The organism is Gemmatimonadota bacterium, assembly GCA_040882465.1.
GTDB lineage: Bacteria > Gemmatimonadota > Gemmatimonadetes > Longimicrobiales > Gaopeijiaceae > JBBEBG01.
On the sequence record JBBEBG010000037.1, the window covers coordinates 46,364 to 64,013 of the forward strand.

The following is a 17,650-nucleotide window of genomic DNA, read 5'->3' on the forward strand; positions in this document are numbered from 1 at the left end:
CGCACTTCCTTCGGTTCCCATTTCCAAGGAGTTTCCGATGCGTCTCCCCATCCTGCTGTCTGCCCTGCTCACCCTCGCAGCGTGCGCCGCCGACCCCATCGCTCCCGAGCCGCTCCATCTGCAGGCCGCCAAGGTCGGCCCTGACCTGCAGGCGGTGCGCGCCGCGACCGCTCGCTTCAGCAGCTTCGAACAGGCGGAGAAGGGTGCGTATACCTTCCTCTTCGGCGGTAGTTGCTTCTCGGACCCGACCGAGGGGGCGATGGGTTACCACTACGTCAACACCTCGCTGCTCGACGCCGTGGTTGACCCGCTCCAGCCCGAGGCGGTGATGTACGAGCCGCAGGCGAACGGGAGCCTCAAGTTGGTCGGTCTGGAATACGTGGTGCCGGGTACCGCGTGGACCAACAGCGAGCCGCCGCGCCTCTTCGGGCAGGATTACAGCTTTGGTAATGGGCTGTACACGTTGCATGTCTGGCTCTGGCAGACCAACCCGAACGGGATGTTCACGCCCTGGAACCCTACCGTGAGCTGCGCCAACGCCGCAGCCGCCCTTTCTGCGGAGCACGACCACTGATGCCACGCTACCTGATCGAGCGGGAAATTCCGAACGCCGGCGCCCTGAGCCGGGAGGAACTACAGGCGATTGCCCAGAAGTCGAAGAGCGTGCTCGAGGAACTCGGGCCAACCATCCAGTGGGTGCAGAGCTACGTGACGGACGACAAGATCACCTGCGTCTACATCGCGCCCAATGCGGACCTGATTCGCGAGCACGCCCGCCGCGGGTGCTTCCCGGCAGATCGGGTCCTGGAAGTGGCGGCGATCATCGATCCGACGACCGCCGAGTAGTAGGCGAACGGCGAACGGCGACAACAAGAATGTCATCCCGACCGAGCGCCGCAGGCGCTCGGTCGGGATGACATGGCTATACATTTCGGTTAGCCAATCGCCAATCGCCCTCTCAGGCCTCCTCATGCTCTCATCGCTCCTGCTCTTCGCCGCCCTTCAGCTCCCCACCCCCGACTACCCGTCGCGCGTGGAGATCCGTCGCACCGCCCACGGGGTGCCGCACATCCTCGCCGAAGACATGGCGGCGATGGGCTACGGCCTCGCGTGGGCCCAGCTCGAGGATCACGGGGCGATGGTGGTGCTCAATCTGGTCCGCGGGCGAGGTGAACTTTCCAAGATTTTCGGGGCCGACTCACTCGAAAGCGACTTCACCCACAAGGAGACCCACGCACTCGCGGTGGCTCGGGCGGTGTCATTCGCCAGGAGCACATCGCGATTGGTGCGCCGCACGCGCCGGATGCTCCGACGATCATCCCACTGAGCGCGGTGGAGAAGGAGCACGTGAGACGTGCGCTCGAGGCCACGCGTGGCCATAAGGCGCGCGCGGCGGAGTTGCTCGGCGTGTCCCGTCCGCGGCTCAATCGCCTCATCGACAAGTACGGGCTCGAATGAGCGAGCGCCCCCGCCGCAGGGGACTTCCGTCCTCCTTTCGTGCCCGCTTCCTGCTGGTGGTGTTCCTCGCGGCGGTCGCGCCGCTGGCCCTGCTCGGGTTATGGCTCACTCGCTCGGTGATGGGGGCGGGCGAAGAGCTCTTGCGTTCGGAGCTCGCGCGATCGCTCGAGGCGCTGTCCGAGGGCGTCCAGGAGCGCTGGAGCTACCGGCTGGGCGACCTCATGCTTCTCGCGCGCAACGAGCCGATCACGCGGGTACTGTCGAAGGGTTAGGGTGCGGAGCTCGCGCCGCAGGATGCCGACTACTTCGGGCAGCTGGCGGCCGGACTTTCGCGCACCATTCCGTCCTTCACTTATCTCGACGCGGAAGGTCGGGCGCTTTGGTCCTCCCCGGTACCTGGCGGAGACACCGTGGATGCTCGAGGGCAAGACCCTCCTCCCAGAGCAACCGAGGCCACGGGACCGACCTTGAACGTTCGAATACCGATCCATTCCGCATCGGGTCCGGTCCCCATCGGTGAAGTCTTGGCGGAGGTGAGCGTGCCATCCCTGGTTCAGGTCGACACGACGCTGAGGCGGCCGGATGGCGCCGACCTGCAGATCGTCCAGCGCGAAACGGATCGATCGATCCTCCCCTCCGGCGTCCCCGGGTCGGTCGGCCCCGGTCGATTCACTTTGGGCGGCGCGGACTGGCTCGCCGTCCGGCGCGACCTCGCCGATCCCGAGATCGCGCTCATCCTCGCGGCGCCGCTGGCCGGGTACGTGCAGCCCTTCGAGCGAACCGCCCGCGTGGGTCTCGTCGCCCTCCTCCTCGTCGCGCTGTTCGCGCTCACGCTGAGCGCGGTTCTGACCACGCGATTGACGGCCTCCCTCGAGCGACTCGCGGTGGCCGCGGACGCGGTGGCGCGGGGTGAGCTCGATCATCGAGTCGACGACCGCGGGTCCACGGAAGTCGCGCGCGTCGCGGGTGCCTTCAACACCATGACGGAGAGCCTTCGGAAGACTCTCGGCGAACTGTCCCAGCGTCAGGCGCTGGCGGCTGTCGGAGAATACGCCGCCGCGCTCTCCCACGAAGTCCGGAACGGCCTCACCGCCATTCGCGTCGATCTCCAGCGCGCGGAAGAAGCCGTGCCCGATGGACCGAAGGGCGGGACCCTCGTGGCCCGCGCGCTAGCAAATGTACGACGCCTGGACGGAATCATTTCGCGGTCGCTGCGCAGATCACCGGGCGGGGATGACCCACCACGGCGGGTGGATCTACGGCAAGTGGTGAGGAGCGCTGGACGAGCGGCGGAGAGCGTATTCAGTGAACGGGACGCCGTCCTCGACATCGGGGAGGAGTCCCGAGACCCCATCTGGACACGGGGAGATCCCCTCGCTCTCGAGCAGCTCTTCCTCAATCTGGTCGTGAACGCGGGGCAGACGCTTTCTCCCGGTGGCCGGGCGATCGTCTCGGTCGGGACCGAAGGACGGGAGGCGCAAGTCATCGTGACCAACGCGGGCACGATCCCGCCCGAACAGCTCGCCCATGTACTCGACCCGTTCTTTTCGACCAAGGCAGAGGGGACCGGTATGGGACTCCCGATTGCCCGTTCCATTGCGGCTTCCCACGGCGGCTCTCTCCGCATCGAGAGCACGCCGGCCAAAGGAACACGGGTCGAGGTGCGATTGCCGCTGTCCGCGAGCGACTGATGCCGTGTGCTTTCACGTGGATCTTTACCGAGACCGCGCTCCGCGGTTCTTGCCATGAGTGATTGTCGCGTAAACCATGCGACTTCGTCAGATGGTCTCCACACTGCCGCGTGGAGAGTTTGCTCTCCGCACGCCCTCCGAGCCCGTCGCGGGTTGACGCACTCCCAGGACGTTCGTCCGACGTCGTCGCTGTTCGTGCCGATTCATCATCGCGGGTGCACAGCCACAATGTTCTGGAGGTGTTCATGTCACGCATCGCCCTTGCGGGTGTCGCGGCTCTGCTCTGTGTGAGCTGTCACGAAGCTTTAATTCCCACGAATCCCGGGGAACCGATCTCCTCCGTCGGTCCGTTGCTCGGCCCACCAGGACCACCGGACGATCCAGGACCGCCCGACAATCCGGGTCCACCGGACAATCCGGGTCCACCCGACGACCCGGGTCCACCGGATGATCCCGGTCCACCGGACGTCCAGGACTCGGACGACGACGGGGTGCCGAACCCCGCGGACAACTGTCCGAGCGCTTACAATCCCGGCCAGGAGGACGTGGATGGAAACGGTGTCGGTGACGCATGTGTGTGCGGCCCGATACCTCCCCAGTTCGTGAGTTGGTGGCCTGGCGACGGGAATGCAGTGGACTTGGGCAGTGACAATGACGGGCACCTGGTGGGCGACCTGACATTCGGCCCGGGCTTCGTCGCGTCGGGGAACGGCGAAGCGTTTCACTTCGATGGCGACAACGACCTCGTATACGTCGGCGATGCAGCGGACTTGGCTCTTTCGCACTTCACGATCGACGCTTGGATCCAGACCGCCAGCAGTTCGGTCCAAACCGTTGTTCACCGGGGGCCCGCTGGCGTTCCTACTCAGACCAACTACCACCTGTTCATCGAGCAAGGCGTCGGATTCTTCCAGATCAGCGACGGAAAAATCGTTGACCAGATCAGAGGTGTTTCCGTCATCGGAGACGATCTCTTTCACCACATCGCCGGAACCTTCGATCAGAGCACCAGAGAGCTTCGCCTGTACGTAGACGGAGTCCTGGAGTTCTCCAAGACCAGCACGGTTGTGGCAGCGTTCTCGGGCGGACTGACCTCACAACTCACGATAGGCGCCATGGATGGGAGCGACCCGCCTGGCATAGATCCAGTGAATGACTATGCGGGCATCATTGACGAGGTCAGAGTCTTCAGTCGGCCGTTGTCTGCGGACGAAATCCGACAAGTCTTTGGCGACGGCAGCGGGGGCCAATGCAAGATCTAAAGTACAGGTGAAGTGGTCCACGCGAATTCGGGGGTGCGATCGGTACACCACCGCGAGTCAGCAGTCATGAGTAAACGGCATTTCTCCCGAAGGAGGCACTCCATGCACGGATTACCGGTCGTTATCGCGATGCTCGTCGTCGGAACGCTCGCAAACACCCACAACGAAGCGGCGGCGTCAAGATCATCTCTCGAAGTCACGGCTGCGCCAGTGCTCGCGAGCGCACCGACTTCGACCGACGGTGGAGTGCCGGGAACATGGCTGTGCCATTGGGGCGGAGACGGAATCCCCCAGCTCATATTCGTGCCTACTCCGACGATCGAACGTGAGGGTGGAGTCACCTTGATCCTGCTGTTTGCGGTCAGGAGCCACCTCGCCCATGGCGACTATTCCGCGTACCTGACTTCGACCGGTCCGAGTTGCGAGTAATGGAGCATGCAGCGTCGGTGGCAGTCCCTCGCTGCCGACTTGAACCTCTCTGTAGAGGAGGACTACCATGAGCGTGGAGAAGAGGTGTCTTTCGCTGAGCCTGGGCCTGTTGACTGCGGCCTGCCTTTCCTTTCTGGCGCCAAGCGCCGTTTCGGCGCGGCCTCCGCTAACTGCCGGCGATCTCGAACTCTTTCAAAGTGACGATGGGATGTGGCTCGTCGGCTGCGTTCGGGACGATCTGGCTGAGCGGCTCGTGGCGCACGCCGGGTTCGTGGTGGGTCCTCAGCCTGAGGTCCCGGCCCGCCTCTGCATTCAGGGCGAGACATACATCACTCGGCGGTTGCGGTAAGCGGCTGCGATTCCCAAGGTGAGACCGCGGAGCTTTATCCGTCTCGCACTGACGCCGGACGGTTAGCCAGTGACTCGCTGATACACGAACCGGGAATTCAACCACGCTCCTGGGTGTCGAGCCGACATTCATGTCGGCGCAGCGGGGGCGCATGATGGGGTGATGGAGATGCGCCGCGCGATGATGGGCGCCATGGAGCGATGAACCAGGGATGGCGGGAGCGAGTGTGCGGGCGTTCGCATGCAGCTCGTCGTGAAGGCGGCCCCCGCTCTCGTCGCCGTCTCTCGACTGGCTTCGCACCCGCCCGAACGCTCACCGGGAGCGCCGCGAGCCGAACGTCGTACCCTTCCGCAGGCGCATGGAAGAGAGGTAGAATGACCAGAGACGACATCTCCGCCGGGGTGGCGAAACTGGTAACCGCAGGGGACTCAAAAAACCAGCGGAGAGGGTCGCTTGAGGGGTGCTGGGCGAACCAAGCAAGGGTTCTCGGGATCCTGACGTCCCTCGGGAGTCCCCGGTGACCGCCGAGTTTGTCACCAGGTTGTCACCCAGATCGTGGGTCCTTGCCCCGAGACGGAACGACCTGCGCGGAGAGGCTTCCCGGGGGCCTCTCCCGCGCAGGTCGTCGCGCTCGAGCCCTACGCCGCGATTCCCTCGAGCGTGAGGTGGCGGACGTCCGTACGCTTGCTGGCGTGCTCGAGCGTGATCGCCAGCACGTTGCCCTCAGCGTCCACATCGAGGGTCGTGTTCTCGTCGACATCTCTCGTCTCGTCGATCTCGCGGTCCCGAAGCTCGATGTAGAGAGTGTCCGTGTCTTTGAAGTATCGAATCTTCATGGCTTGAACCTACGGTCGAGGAGTGCGCTGTGCTCGGCTCTCGACGGGAGGAAGAACTACCCTAGTCCCCGAGGCGGAAGGCCGCAGCAGGGCGTGGGGGTAGAGGTCAGAGTTCCACGACGTACCGGGGGTTAAACGGTCGGTTCGTAAGGGTGGCCGTACCGATCTCTGCGACTTTGAAAGCCTTCAGGCCTCCGCCGGGTCCGCCGCCTCGCTGCACCTCGAAGACGTATAGGAGTAGGTTGCCCGTGCCCGGGATGCGTATCGAGTACGGCTCGACCAACCGAGACACACCGTGATAGGCGACCTGAACCAATAGGCGGTTGCGCGCAGCATAACGCACTCGATCCATCGTGCCCCCGAAGACGCCTTCGGGCCACCGCTGTGGCGACCGCGCCCGAAGCGCTGCTCGGGCAGGCTGCGGGATCGCGAAGCGGATCGGCGGAACTGCCACCTCCCCAGCTCGCTCCGGGACCGCGGCGAGTCCGGGAGCGCGCTTTCCTGTGAGGAGCCAACGCAGCACATCGCCCAATGCCGAAAGGAACTCGGCAACAGGAGGAAGGATGGGCAGCTGGTGACGAAGAGCGTTGTCCCAATCCACCGCGAGGATTTCGGGATCGACGCGCGAGAGGATCAGCTCCGGCGAGGGTTCCTCGATCTCCTTGAACTCGAACTTCGTCTTGGCTAGCGCCGCTATCTGGGCCGGCGAAAGTTCCTCTCGAAGGTTTCGCCCAACGTTGACGACATCGTAGACGTCCCGTGCCCGCCCCGAACGCTCGTACAGCGCTCTGACCTTCTCGGCCAAAATCTCACTGAGGCTGTAGCAGCGAACCCTTGGGCGGGGTTCGATGGCGTCCGTGTATCCGTGGAAGAGTTCGCGGTCTTCGGGTTCAGCCGCGAGGACTTCGTCACGGGTGAGATCGAAGCGAATCCGCTGGCGGGAAGCGCGGGGGAGTTGAAGGGGCCCTCGAAAGGTCATGCGCGCTTCGAACGTCCGGTGTCCTCGCTTGTTGATCGACTCCTTCACATCGAGGTCGTCGGCCGGGAACTCGAGTCCGGTGCGATCTCGAACCCAGTCCGCGACCGCCAGCAGGCCTGTGCGGATCTCATCGTCCCCGTACGGCGCCCCGTCGGGGACAGTGAAGTCGAGGTCCTCGGAAAACCGGTAGGTGTCGAAGAAGCACTTCTTCAGGCACGTGCCGCCCTTGAAGTACCAGCGACTCAGCTCTGGATGGCTGGCGATGCCGAACAAGACCCACCCGAGGGCGTAGTCCTTCTCGACCGTCGTGGGGAGGAGGCCCGCCTCCTCGGCAACCGCAAGGATCTCGGCCTTGGGGATCACGTTAGGTCGTCCGAGGGAACGTTCACGCGGAGGCGCCACGCCGACACGATCGGTCCGCGCTTGGGCCCTTGGGGATCCCAAAGCGTGAGGCCGGCAGACATTCTACTTCGGCACGCGTCGAGCCAGGAGCGCTTGGGGTTGCCGAACTGCTCGGCCGTGAATGCCAGCCGCTTGAAGACGCTGCCGCGTCCGAGGCGGGTCGCGAGGGCTAGGAGCACGTCGGCGTCAGCATCGTCGCGGCCCCAGTAGCTCCGAGCGATGTCGAGGGTCTGCCGTCCGCCACCCCCCATCTCGGGAACGTCAAGCACATCGATCAAGGTGCGATGGAGGTCTGCCACCTCGACCGGGGTGGTTCCGGACCAGATCCTGGTCGTTCCGAAGATGGCCGCTTCCGGGATGCGTCGAACGCGGTAGTGCACCCCTCCCAGAGTCTGCTCCGACTTTCGTTGAGGCTTCGCGCTGTAGACGACGACCGTGTTGGAGATCTGCTCCGTGAGGTCCCAGTGCTCGGCCGCCGTCCACCCCGAGATGTAGCATGGTGCAAAGAGCTCCATGGCCGCCGCGAGCGGTTGTTCGATGACGTGGCTGCCGGAGCGGGAGGAGAGTGGAATTACCGCATAGGCCCCACGTCGCAGTCGCCGCAGCCACCCCTTTGCGGCCAGGCGAGACAGGATGAGGTTGACCGCCTTTCTCCCCATCTGCGTTCGCGCGAGCACGTCGTCAGCGCCGACCACGGGCCGCTCAAGAGAGGCGAGGAGGGCAAGGACCGACCGCTCCTGCTCCCCAAGGCCCCTGGGACTGGTTGGTGAATGGTCTTGGGGCATTGGCGGGCGTTGGATCGAGGGCAAGCGGGCACTCTACGTATTTAGTGTAGTAAATATCCCAAGATGATGTCAACAACACTAATGATGTATGATGCGGCCCCGGGGAAGAAACGACTTGCGGGCGTTAGGGAATCACGCGACGCCCTTGACCGATTGCCATTTGTTCTACAAGATAAAACTTATGACCAAGATCAGGTTGGGCAGCCTCGAGCTGACGGTGTTGAAGTCCGTGGCCCGACTGGGGAAGGAGGCCTACGGCCTCGGCGTGCGCCGCGACGTGAGCGAGCTGCGCGGGCATGACTACTCCGTCGGAGCCATCTACACGACGCTCGCTCGACTCGAGGAACAGGGCCTCTTGAACTCCTCGACCACGGCGCCGCTGCCTGTGCGCGGGGGCCGGTCGCGTCGGCAGTACCAGGTGAGTCCGGCGGGGCGCGATGCGTTGCGCGACGCCGAGCGAATCGCCCTCCGGATGTGGGACCTCGACACGGCGAGGGATAGGAATTTCAAAGGCCCTCGGAGCGCGAACAGCAAGGTAGGGCAGGGGTTTTGAGGGAGCAAGGAATTCCGGGATGGGGTCCTCATGGCCGGACGGGCGAGGGAGAGCGGCGCACGGAGCCGGGAGAAGGACTCCGCAGTCCCCATGTCCGGAGGGGCCGGGAGAATGGCGGGAGGGGCGGGGGAGTACGAGCGCGGAGCGGACGTTGCGGGAGAAGGGATCAGGCATCCCAGTGGCCCGGCGGAGACTGGTTGAAGTCCGGGTCGGGGAGGGGCTCGGGATCGGACGGGTCGAACCCGTGCGGGCCGAGGTCTTCTTGGCAGGCGATCTCGTGTCCCGCCGGCTCACCGGAGCGAAGCGAAGGTAACGCGGACGTCTGATCGAAGTCGAGCTCGGCCTGCGGGGGAGCGCGCGCGGGGGTGAGGGGCGGGGGTCGGTGGGGAAGGGCGAGATGGTGGAGGATGGTCTGGACGGTGGGAGGGTCGGTGATGAACGAGAGGATCCGCATCTCCCCCCCGCAGGCGGGGCACAGGAGCGGGAGCACCTCGTAGATCCGGGCGAGAAGCCGGGCCCAGGAGATGCGGGCGGAGCCGCTCGTGCCGCACGGCTCGGGCACGGGCGTCGAGGCCGCGTTCACGGTGGTGCCTCCGGGGCCGTTGGCGGACCGGGTGAGCCCGGGCTCTTCCAGCATGGGCCTTCCGAGCGCGATGACAACGGATCTCAGCCTCGCATGGGGCGCGAGAACGCCGTGGTAACGGTGGCGGTGGATGCGAGGAGGAGGGACGAGGCGGGCGAGGCGTTCGAGAAGCTCGATCGGCGTGAGCCAGAGCTCGGTGCGGCCGCTCGGGTCCGGGCCAGGGAGACGGTAGACGAGCCGGGCGTCTGGTGAGGCGAGAGCGGCGATTCCCCCGGGTGCATACAGGCGCTCGAGAGCGAGAGGCCCCCTTGCGCAGTAGCGCACGAGGCGCTCGAGGCCGGCCCGATCGTCTGCCTCGATTCGCACCGAGGCGTCCACGCTGAACCCGCCGGTCCCCTGCCAGGCGAGCATGTCGGCCGCGGCGTCGTCGGCTAGAAGCCCTCGACTTCGGAACGCGCGAAGCACCCGGTGCTGCACGAGCCGCGCCAGCTCCTCCGAGTGCTCCGGCCCGAACCAAGCGGCCTCATAAAACTGGACGTCGGCGGGACCGTCGGTCGCGGCGTTCGCCGCGGTCGGTGGAGCTTCGCTGAGCACCCCATCCACGGCGAGGACGTGGAAGTGGTAGTGCGGGTTCAGCGAGTTCCCGAATCGCTGCGGGAAGGAGACGGCCCCGATCTCCGAGTCCACGGGCGCCGTCGGGCTGGCCCGGCGGAGCGTCGCCCGGAGGGCCCGCATGAAGACGGCGAGCACCGTGCTCGCCACCTCAGGGCTCCCGTGCAGGAACGGCCGCAGCCGCTTGGGGAGCGAGAGCACCCACTGCCGGATCGGAAGGTGCGGGAACACGTGGTCCGTGAGATGCGCCGCGACCTCCGCCATCCGCCGAGCATTGCACGACGGGCACACCCCCCGCCCTTTGCACGAGAACGCTAGGAGGCGCTCCTTTCCGCAGTCTCCGCATCGAATCCGTGCGAACCCGAACGCGAGGACTCCGCATTCGAGGTAGCTCCGGAAGTCTTTCTCCACCGACTCCGGCACGCCCCACCCGGCCGGGTCCGCCTCCGCGGAAGCGGCGAGGAACGTCTCCAGGTGGTGTTGGACAACGGGGTAGAGCGGCGTAACGGTCGGGCGCCTCGAGCGGTAAACGCCTCCGGTGGGTCGGTACTCCGGTGCGACGGAGGAGGGAGCCCACCGGCGGGTGGTCGGCGAAGGAGGTGGGACGTGGGCGACCATCTCCCAAACCCACCGTGAGCGCCCGGTGCCCTGCCATGGCTGGAACGGCCGTCACACGGGCAACACGGAGGGTTACAGCATGAACAGGGGCCGATGAATCGACATCAGCGCTCTGGCGCATCGCCGCGAACCCGTGCGGTGCGCCGGGCCGCGTCGGGCTCCTCGAGGAGGCTCGAGCGGCCGGCACGCCACAGGCCGAGCCGGAGGAAGGGGTGCGCCCGGAGAAGACCTCGGAAGCAGGGGAGTGGCGCATCCCGAGCGACGACGTGTACGCCCACACCCTCCGCATCCCCGAGCGAGACACCACCGTCATCCCTCGGCTCTGGAGGCCGACCTATGGGAAGACGGCGTAGGAGCCGCCTCTATTGGCGTGAGGGTCGCGGGTGGTATGCAGACCTGCGGGACTTCGCTGATGTCGGGGGCCGGAGGGAGGCGATGATCCCGGAGCGTGGGGACGGGGCCACCACGGATGCGGACGAAGCCGGCACCGTCCTCCAGGCCCGCCTCGACGAGCTGAAGGCGCTCAGGGCCGGGCGCGGGGCAGGGAAGGACCCTCTCCTTGAGGACTACGCGAGGTACCACCTAGGCCTCTTTGGCCGAAGCCCGGAAGCAAGAACCAGTCCCTTTTGCTTGCTGCACTTCCGGCCGCCCGGCATCTTGCCACTGGTTCGTCGCAGCCTTGGCCGGAGAATGGTCGCTCGTACGGGAGGGGGTCTCATGAACACACGCACGTTTATGCTCGGTACGCTGGCCACAGCCGGAGTCGGGTTTCTCCTCTCCTTCCTGTGGCACGTGCTTCTGATGAACGACTTCTACGCGGCGACCTCACCCGCGCCGATGCGCGAGGTGCCGGCCTTCTGGGCCGTGATTCTCGCGTATCTCGTCGTCGGCGCCATCATGGCCTACATGTATCCCAAAGGCCACGAGGGAGGCTCCCCGGTGGCCGAAGGCCTCAAGTTCGGGATCATCATCGGTGTCCTCTGGTGGTTTCCGACTAATCTGGTGCTATACGGAGCCATGGAAGGCCCGTTCACGCTGGTCCTCGTGGACAGCGCCTGGCACCTCGTGGAACAGGGGGTCAGCGGCGCGGTGCTCGGCCTGGTGTATGGACTCGGGCTACAAAGCAAAGAGGCCACGCCCGCTGGTGATTAAGCCCGGATCCTGCACCACGGCGGGGACGGTGACTTTGAGCGACTGTGAATGAGGGATACAGGGCCTGAGGGGCCGTGGATGCGGAGTGAGACCCGGTTTTCGGGCACTGGGCAACCCGTTGCGGACCGGAGTTCTGACCGACGGGCACGGGGGCACCAGCCCCTGGGGTGACCAGGGAAGACGGATCGCTGGATGGCCGCCCATTCAGGCGGGAACGAGGACGAGGCCGGCGAGATCCGAGAGCTGCCGGCCATGAACCCGCTCGGCGCGCGGTGGCATGGCGCTCGCGACTCCGGCTACTCTGCGTGTGTGTCGGAGTGAAACCCACGACTTGAATCCTGATACCCCTTGGTTGAAGTGGACGGCCGTACCATAGGCTTCACCGGGGCGACCGGCATCGGCGTAGCCGCGATCGTCGGCGGGGGGATCTTCGTCCTCGGCGGCGTCGCGGTGGCGGAGGCCGGCCCGTCCGCCGTGGTCGCTTTCGCCCTGAACGGGGGGATCGCCTGCCTCACCGCCCTCGCGTTCGCGGAGCTCGCCACGGCCTTCCCCGAAAACGGCGGCCAGTACGTCTACGCGCGCCGCACCTTCTCCGTACGAACGGCCTTCGGCGTGGGGTGGGTCATGACCTTCGCCCACGTGGTGGCGGCGGTCCTCTATGCGCTGGGCTTCGCCGCCTACGCCGTCGCCGGACTGGAGGCGCTCCTCCCCGGCGGGCGGGTGGCTCCGGGCACCTCCCTCCACTCCGGCCTCCTCCTCGTCCTCCCGGTCGCGGCCACGGCGGCCTACGGCTTCCTGCTGACGCGAAGGGCGACCGCCGGCGGCCAGATCGAGAATCTGGGGAAGCTCATCGCATTCGGCGTACTCATCGCCGCCGGGCTCGCCGTCATCGTCCGGCGCGGTCCGGGCGAGGCCCTGGCCCCGCTCGCTCCCTTCTTCGAACGTGGCGCGCTCGGGGTGGTGGCCGCCATGGGATTCACCTTCATCACCCTCCAGGGGTTCGAGCTCATCGCCGGCGTGGCCGGCGAGATCAGGAACCCGCGGCGCACGATCCCCCGGGCCATGTTCGCTTCGATCGGGATGGCGATGATCGTCTACCTCCCGCTGCTCCTGGTCGTGACGTCGGTGGGCCTCCCCTCGGCCGCCGCGTCTCCCGCCGCAATGGCGCGGGACTACCCCGAGACCTTCTTCGCCGTGGCGGCCTCGAACTACCTGGGTGCGTTCGGATTCTGGCTCGTCATCGTGGCCGCGATCCTGTCGACGCTCACCGCCCTGCGTGCGAATCTTCTGGCGGGCTCGCGCGTCGCCCACGCCATGGCCCGGCACCGTACGCTTCCCCGGCAGCTCGAGAGGCTCGACGCACGGACCGGCGCACCCGTCGCCGCGATCGGCTTTGTCGCCGCGAGCGTGGCGATCCTGGCGCTGGTCGTCCCCGATCTGGCTGCGGCCGGCGCGGCGGCCTCGCTCGTCTTCCTGCTGACCTTCGGCATCACGCACGTCAGCGCCTGGCAGCTTCGGCATCGGGCCGGCGGACGGATCGAGGGTGTCTTCGCGGCGCCCTTCTTTCCTCTCGTTCCCGTGCTGGGGATCCTGACCTGCGGACTCCTGGTCCTCTTCCAGCTCGCGACCGTTCCCGAGGCGGGGCTGCTCCTCTTCGTGTGGATCGGGTTCGGAGCCTTCTTCTACGTGGGATTCCTCGCGAGCCGGGCCGAAGCGCTCGACGCGGCGGTCGCCGGGCAGGATCCCCAGTTCGGTCGCTTGCGCGGAGCCCGGACCTCGGTGCTGGTGCCGCTGGCGCACCCCGCACGCGCGGGCGGGCTGGCGTCGGTGGGGAGCGCGCTCGCGCCCAAGGCCACCGGGCGAATGCTCCTGCACCAGGTGGTCGTCGTCGGTGAGGCCACCGACGAAGGGCAGCTGCGGAAGGCCATGGACGAGGGCAACGCGGCGCTGAGCAACGCCCTGATCCGCACGAGGCGCGAAGGCGTCGAGGCCGAGCTTCTGCTCACGCTGGCGTCCGAGCCGTGGGACGAGATCGCACGGGTCGCCCTCGTCGAGGACGTGGACAGCGTGCTCCTCGGGTTGGCCCACGCGCCCGGCGGCGAAGAGGAAGCGGCGGACGCCGGCACCCCCACCCATCCCCTCGACCGTCTCATGGAGCGGCTCCCGTGCGACGTGGCGCTGCTCCACGGTGGGAACGACTTCGACCTCGATCGGGTGAAGCGGGTCCTCGTCCCCCTGAGCGGTCACAACGATCACGACCTTCTCAGGGCCCGTGTGATCGGCACCGTGTCCCGGAAGGGGCTCGACCACCTCGAGTTCCTGCACGTCCTGACGCCCGAGGCCGCGCCCGTGCTCGAGACACGGGCCCGCTCGGCGCTGGAAACCTACGTCCGTGACGAAGCGCGGGGTCGTGGGGTCGCCGTCGTCGTGCGGGCACCCGATCCGATCGTCGAGATCGTGGACCGAGCGCGGGACTTCGACCTGGTCGTGCTCGGCATCACCCGCCTGCGTGGGGGCCACAGTCGCATCGGTGCCCTGCTCGCCCGCATGGTGCGGGAGTCACCCTCGCCCGTGCTCATCATATCCCACCCACCCAGGGCGATGGGCAGGAAGGGCGGACGACCGTTCTGACAGGTCGCTGCAGCGCCTGCTCAGGCGGCGCCCTCGATCGTCTGCCGCCCGAGCGCCCCCAGGATCTCCCTTGCCGCGTGCTCTCCGCTCTCGCACTCGCGGCAAGCGATGGTGGCCCTCTCCACCCGGACGCCGAAGCCTATCTGAACGCGGCCAACCTACCGCCCCCGTCCAGCAAGGTGGGCCAATGAGCGGTGGCGGTGAATGCGAGGAGGCGGGACGAGGCGGGCGATGCGTTCGGGAAGCTCGATCGGCGTGAGCCAGAGCTCGGTGCGGCCGCTCGGGTCCGGGCCAGGGAGACGGTAGACGAGCCGGGCGTCTGGTGAGGCGAGAGCGGCGATTCCCCCGGGTGCATACAGGCGCTCGAGAGCGAGAGGCCCCCTTGCGCAGTAGCGCACGAGGCGCTCGAGGCCGGCCCGATCGTCTGCCTCGATTCGCACCGAGGCGTCCACGCTGAACCCGCCGGTCCCCTGCCAGGCGAGCATGTCGGCCGCGGCGTCGTCGGCTAGAAGCCCTCGACTTCGGAACGCGCGAAGCACCCGGTGCTGCACGAGCCGCGCCAGCTCCTCCGAGTGCTCCGGCCCGAACCAAGCGGCCTCATAAAACTGGACGTCGGCGGGACCGTCGGTCGCGGCGTTCGCCGCGGTCGGTGGAGCTTCGCTGAGCACCCCATCCACGGCGAGGACGTGGAAGTGGAGCCGAGTGGCCGAGATGGTGGCAGCGCACCCGTCGGTGATCCGCGATACCTTCGAGCCAAGCTCGAAGAACTGCGGGTTCCGGGAGTTCCTGAACCTTTGCGGGAAGGAGACCGCCGCGATCTCCAAGCCCACGGGCGCCGTCGGGCCAGTCCGGCGGAGTGTCGCCCGGCGGGCCGCGTCGTTCCCGCGGTCAGAGCTTCGCTAGCGGCACCTGCTTCGAACGTCGCAGCGTTCTGTCCCGTGTCACCAACGGCACGTTGTGCACCACGCTCGTGGCGGCGATCAATTCGTCCGCCGGATCCCCCCTCACGTCGAGACGGCAGCTCTCGCGGCAGATCTCCCAGGTCAACGGCCAAGTGTGAAGCCGATTCAAAATCCGGGAGACGTCCGGAGCATCCAGCTCCAGCTGGATCCGGCCGAGCTGCCGCAGCTTGCAGATCTCCCAACGGACGATGGAGGAGATGCTCCAGACGTCGCTCTCGAGGAGCCGCCGCTCGGCCGGCTTCAAGGTGTCCTGGAGCGCGTACAGCAGGATGTGCGTGTCAAGATTGAGCATCCCACGCCACGCCCGTCGAGAGAATGTCTCCCTTGATTTCGAGCCTGCCCGCGAGAGCGCCGATCAGCTCCCTGGATTCGCTGGAAATCGGAATGAGCTTCGCCACCGGTTTGCCGTGTTTCGTGATCACGATGCCTTCCGGGTCCAGAGAGTCCATGAGCGAAAGACATTGCTCCTTGAAGCGCGCTGCACCCACCGTTTTCGCCATTGAATTCTCCTGGTCATAATATACGTCTAGTCACAATTTACGACCATAACCTTCACGGCGCCAGATCCCAAACGATGAAGGAGTCGGAGAGATCCTCATTCTTCAGGTCGCGCTGCCCACGGCCGGAAGGATGTTCGCCCACTTTTTCGCCACGGGTGCCCCAACGCCGGCGCGATCGAGGCGGAAGCACCGCACCGGCGCCGAGCTTCTCGAGCAGGAGGTCAAGGTGGCGGCCGGCTTCGAAGTCAACCACGCCACCGGTTCGGTTCAGGTCGTACCCTACCGCCAGCGCCCGGAAGGGCGGTACAATGTGCTCGCCGCCGGGGTGGCGAAACTGGTAACCGCAGGGGACTTAAAATCCAGCGGAGAGGGTTGCCTGGGGCGCCCGAAGCGCACCAGATAAGGGTTCTCGGGACCCTGACGTCCCTAAGAAACCCTCGGTGACCGTCGAGTTTGTCACCGGTTTGTCACCGGGATCGTGGGGCCTGCACCTTGAGATGGAACGACCTCCGGGGGGGCTTCCCAGGGGCCTCCCCGCGCAGGTCGTCTCACTCAGGCCCCACTAAGCCGCCACTAAGCCGCGATTCCCTCGAGCGTGAGGTGGCGGACGTCCGTACGCTTGCTGGCGTGCTCGAACGTGATCGCCAGCACGTTGCCCTCGGCGTCCACATCGAGGGTCGTGTTCTCATCGAGATCCCTGGTCTCGAGAATCTCGCGGTCCCGAAACTCGATGTAGAGCGTGTCCGTGTCCTCGAAGTACCGAATCTTCATGGCGTGAACCTACGGTCGAAGAACGCGTTGTGCACCGTCTCGCCATCGGGCAGCAGAACCACCCTCAAGTACCTGCCTTCGGCCTCGGGGATCCGGCCCCACCGTCGGATGCGTCGATCTTCCTGCACCACCTCGCGTACGGGCTCGTTCATGACCCCCAGGATCCACTCGTCCGTGATCATCGCGCGATCGGGCCGGGAGCGAATGGCCTGGAAGTACTTGGTGGTCTTCAGTTCCAGAGATCCTCCAGAGATCCAAGGGAGAGGAATTTCAAAGGCCCCCGGAGCGCGAAGGGCAAGGTAGGGCGGGGGTTTTTAGGGAGCAAGGGATTGCCCGAGGGTGGAGGTTGCATGGCCTGACGGATAAGGGGGAGGGCCGCGGCCGGCGCTTGGAGAAGGACTCCGCAAACCCCATGTCGGGATGGGCCGGGAGGATGGGCGAAAGGGCGGGGGGGCACGAGCGCGAAGCGGATGTCCCGGGAGAACGGGTCAGGCGTCCCAGTGGCCTGGCGGGGACTGGTCGAAGTCCGGGTCGGGGAGTGGCTCGGGGTCGGACGGGTCGAAGGCGAACGTCTGATCGAAGTCGAGCTCGGCCTGCGGGGGAGCGCGAGCGGGGGTGAGGGGCGGGGGCCGGTGGGGAAGGGCGAGATGCAGGAGGATGGCCTGGACGGTGGGAGGGCCGGTGATGAACGAGAGAGAACCCGCATTTCACCCCCGCAGGCGGGGCACAGGAGCGGGAGCACCTCGCGACCAACGCTTCGCGTCGGTGCCCGCTGGCGAGGAGCCGGGCCCAGGAGATGCGGGCGGAGCCGCTCGTGCCGCACGGCTCGGGCACGGGCGTCGAGGCCGCGTTCACGGTGGTGCCTCCGGGGCCGTTGGCGGACCGGGTGAGCCCGGGCTCTTCCAGCATGGGCCTTCCGAGCGCGATGACAACGGATCTCAGCCTCGCATGGGGCGCGAGAACGCCGTGGTAACGGTGGCGGTGGATGCGAGGAGGAGGGACGAGGCGGGCGAGGCGTTCGAGAAGCTCGATCGGCGTGAGCCAGAGCTCGGTGCGGCCGCTCGGGTCCGGGCCAGG

24 protein-coding genes are annotated in these 17,650 nt (G+C 66.6%); 14 read left to right on the forward strand and 10 right to left on the reverse strand.

The features are described 5' to 3' along the window. Nucleotides 1-37 precede the first annotated feature (37 nt). The 9 genes from WEG36_14435 to WEG36_14475 all read left to right on the forward strand — a co-directional run bounded on the left by WEG36_14435 (nt 38) and on the right by WEG36_14475 (nt 5,189). Nucleotides 38-574 (forward strand): hypothetical protein, encoded by a 537-nt coding sequence (locus WEG36_14435; protein ID MEX1258808.1) that lies wholly within the window; start codon nt 38-40, stop codon nt 572-574. Continuing rightward, nucleotides 574-846 (forward strand): DUF4242 domain-containing protein, encoded by a 273-nt coding sequence (locus WEG36_14440; GenBank protein MEX1258809.1) that lies wholly within the window; start codon nt 574-576, stop codon nt 844-846. The genes WEG36_14435 and WEG36_14440 overlap by 1 nt, the downstream gene beginning before the upstream one ends. Before the next feature lie 124 nt (nt 847-970). After that, nucleotides 971-1,327 (forward strand): penicillin acylase family protein, encoded by a 357-nt coding sequence (locus WEG36_14445; GenBank protein MEX1258810.1) that lies wholly within the window; start codon nt 971-973, stop codon nt 1,325-1,327. A gap of 20 nt (nt 1,328-1,347) precedes the next feature. Then, nucleotides 1,348-1,458, forward strand: coding sequence for a helix-turn-helix domain-containing protein (locus WEG36_14450; GenBank protein ID MEX1258811.1), 111 nt, complete (start codon nt 1,348-1,350; stop codon nt 1,456-1,458). Then, on the forward strand, nt 1,455-1,730 hold the full coding sequence (locus tag WEG36_14455; protein MEX1258812.1) for a hypothetical protein: 276 nt from the start codon (nt 1,455-1,457) through the stop codon (nt 1,728-1,730). Before WEG36_14450 ends, WEG36_14455 begins: the two co-directional genes overlap by 4 nt. Before the next feature lie 267 nt (nt 1,731-1,997). Continuing rightward, entirely contained in the window at nt 1,998-3,149 is a 1,152-nt protein-coding gene (locus tag WEG36_14460) for a HAMP domain-containing sensor histidine kinase (GenBank protein ID MEX1258813.1), read from the forward strand. A 638-nt stretch (nt 3,150-3,787) separates the two neighbouring features. Beyond that, nucleotides 3,788-4,411: a LamG domain-containing protein gene (locus WEG36_14465; protein MEX1258814.1), complete on the forward strand. Its 624-nt coding sequence runs from the start codon at nt 3,788-3,790 to the stop codon at nt 4,409-4,411. 102 nt (nt 4,412-4,513) lie between these two features. Continuing rightward, nucleotides 4,514-4,840, forward strand: coding sequence for a hypothetical protein (locus WEG36_14470; GenBank protein MEX1258815.1), 327 nt, complete (start codon nt 4,514-4,516; stop codon nt 4,838-4,840). Between the two features lie 67 nt (nt 4,841-4,907). Beyond that, nucleotides 4,908-5,189 (forward strand): hypothetical protein, encoded by a 282-nt coding sequence (locus tag WEG36_14475; protein ID MEX1258816.1) that lies wholly within the window; start codon nt 4,908-4,910, stop codon nt 5,187-5,189. Between the two features lie 638 nt (nt 5,190-5,827). Here the strand turns inward: WEG36_14475 and WEG36_14480 are convergent. The 3 genes from WEG36_14480 to WEG36_14490 all read right to left on the reverse strand — a co-directional run bounded on the left by WEG36_14480 (nt 5,828) and on the right by WEG36_14490 (nt 8,191). Beyond that, nucleotides 5,828-6,025 (reverse strand): DUF2283 domain-containing protein, encoded by a 198-nt coding sequence (locus tag WEG36_14480; GenBank protein MEX1258817.1) that lies wholly within the window; start codon nt 6,023-6,025, stop codon nt 5,828-5,830. Between the two features lie 106 nt (nt 6,026-6,131). Then, entirely contained in the window at nt 6,132-7,367 is a 1,236-nt protein-coding gene (locus tag WEG36_14485; GenBank protein ID MEX1258818.1) for a nucleotidyl transferase AbiEii/AbiGii toxin family protein, read from the reverse strand. Beyond that, nucleotides 7,364-8,191, reverse strand: a complete 828-nt coding sequence (locus tag WEG36_14490) for a type IV toxin-antitoxin system AbiEi family antitoxin domain-containing protein (GenBank protein MEX1258819.1) — start codon at nt 8,189-8,191, stop codon at nt 7,364-7,366. The genes WEG36_14485 and WEG36_14490 overlap by 4 nt, the downstream gene beginning before the upstream one ends. Nucleotides 8,192-8,372: 181 nt before the next feature. Here WEG36_14490 and WEG36_14495 point away from each other — a divergent pair, with 181 nt between their 5' ends. Continuing rightward, nucleotides 8,373-8,744: a PadR family transcriptional regulator gene (locus tag WEG36_14495; GenBank protein MEX1258820.1), complete on the forward strand. Its 372-nt coding sequence runs from the start codon at nt 8,373-8,375 to the stop codon at nt 8,742-8,744. 166 nt (nt 8,745-8,910) lie between these two features. Here the strand turns inward: WEG36_14495 and WEG36_14500 are convergent, their stop codons facing one another. Beyond that, nucleotides 8,911-10,557 carry a transposase gene (locus tag WEG36_14500; GenBank protein ID MEX1258821.1) on the reverse strand — a complete coding sequence of 549 codons (1,647 nt, stop codon included), beginning with the start codon at nt 10,555-10,557 and terminating at the stop codon, nt 8,911-8,913. Nucleotides 10,558-10,769: 212 nt separating this feature from the next. Here WEG36_14500 and WEG36_14505 point away from each other — a divergent pair, with 212 nt between their 5' ends. The 4 genes from WEG36_14505 (at nt 10,770) to WEG36_14520 (ending at nt 14,340) form a co-directional block, all read left to right on the forward strand. Then, nucleotides 10,770-10,910: a hypothetical protein gene (locus WEG36_14505; GenBank protein MEX1258822.1), complete on the forward strand. Its 141-nt coding sequence runs from the start codon at nt 10,770-10,772 to the stop codon at nt 10,908-10,910. Nucleotides 10,911-10,992: 82 nt separating this feature from the next. Further along, complete coding sequence (locus tag WEG36_14510; protein ID MEX1258823.1) at nt 10,993-11,709, forward strand: DUF1761 domain-containing protein; 717 nt, start codon at nt 10,993-10,995, stop codon at nt 11,707-11,709. A 192-nt stretch (nt 11,710-11,901) separates the two neighbouring features. Further along, a complete protein-coding gene (locus tag WEG36_14515) occupies nt 11,902-12,030 on the forward strand; it encodes a hypothetical protein (protein MEX1258824.1) in 129 nt (42 codons plus the stop codon). A gap of 36 nt (nt 12,031-12,066) precedes the next feature. Then, a complete protein-coding gene (locus tag WEG36_14520) occupies nt 12,067-14,340 on the forward strand; it encodes an amino acid permease (protein MEX1258825.1) in 2,274 nt (757 codons plus the stop codon). 158 nt (nt 14,341-14,498) lie between these two features. Here WEG36_14520 and WEG36_14525 read toward each other — a convergent pair whose 3' ends face one another. The 6 genes from WEG36_14525 to WEG36_14550 all read right to left on the reverse strand — a co-directional run bounded on the left by WEG36_14525 (nt 14,499) and on the right by WEG36_14550 (nt 16,806). Next, nucleotides 14,499-15,170 (reverse strand): transposase, encoded by a 672-nt coding sequence (locus WEG36_14525; protein ID MEX1258826.1) that lies wholly within the window; start codon nt 15,168-15,170, stop codon nt 14,499-14,501. A 58-nt stretch (nt 15,171-15,228) separates the two neighbouring features. After that, nucleotides 15,229-15,594 (reverse strand): PIN domain-containing protein, encoded by a 366-nt coding sequence (locus WEG36_14530; protein ID MEX1258827.1) that lies wholly within the window; start codon nt 15,592-15,594, stop codon nt 15,229-15,231. Then, nucleotides 15,581-15,802 (reverse strand): type II toxin-antitoxin system prevent-host-death family antitoxin, encoded by a 222-nt coding sequence (locus tag WEG36_14535; GenBank protein ID MEX1258828.1) that lies wholly within the window; start codon nt 15,800-15,802, stop codon nt 15,581-15,583. The genes WEG36_14530 and WEG36_14535 overlap by 14 nt, the downstream gene beginning before the upstream one ends. A 52-nt stretch (nt 15,803-15,854) precedes the next feature. After that, nucleotides 15,855-16,055 (reverse strand): hypothetical protein, encoded by a 201-nt coding sequence (locus tag WEG36_14540; GenBank protein MEX1258829.1) that lies wholly within the window; start codon nt 16,053-16,055, stop codon nt 15,855-15,857. 320 nt (nt 16,056-16,375) lie between these two features. Beyond that, a complete protein-coding gene (locus WEG36_14545) occupies nt 16,376-16,573 on the reverse strand; it encodes a DUF2283 domain-containing protein (protein ID MEX1258830.1) in 198 nt (65 codons plus the stop codon). Further along, complete coding sequence (locus WEG36_14550; protein MEX1258831.1) at nt 16,570-16,806, reverse strand: hypothetical protein; 237 nt, start codon at nt 16,804-16,806, stop codon at nt 16,570-16,572. The genes WEG36_14545 and WEG36_14550 overlap by 4 nt, the downstream gene beginning before the upstream one ends. Nucleotides 16,807-17,650 lie beyond the last annotated feature (844 nt).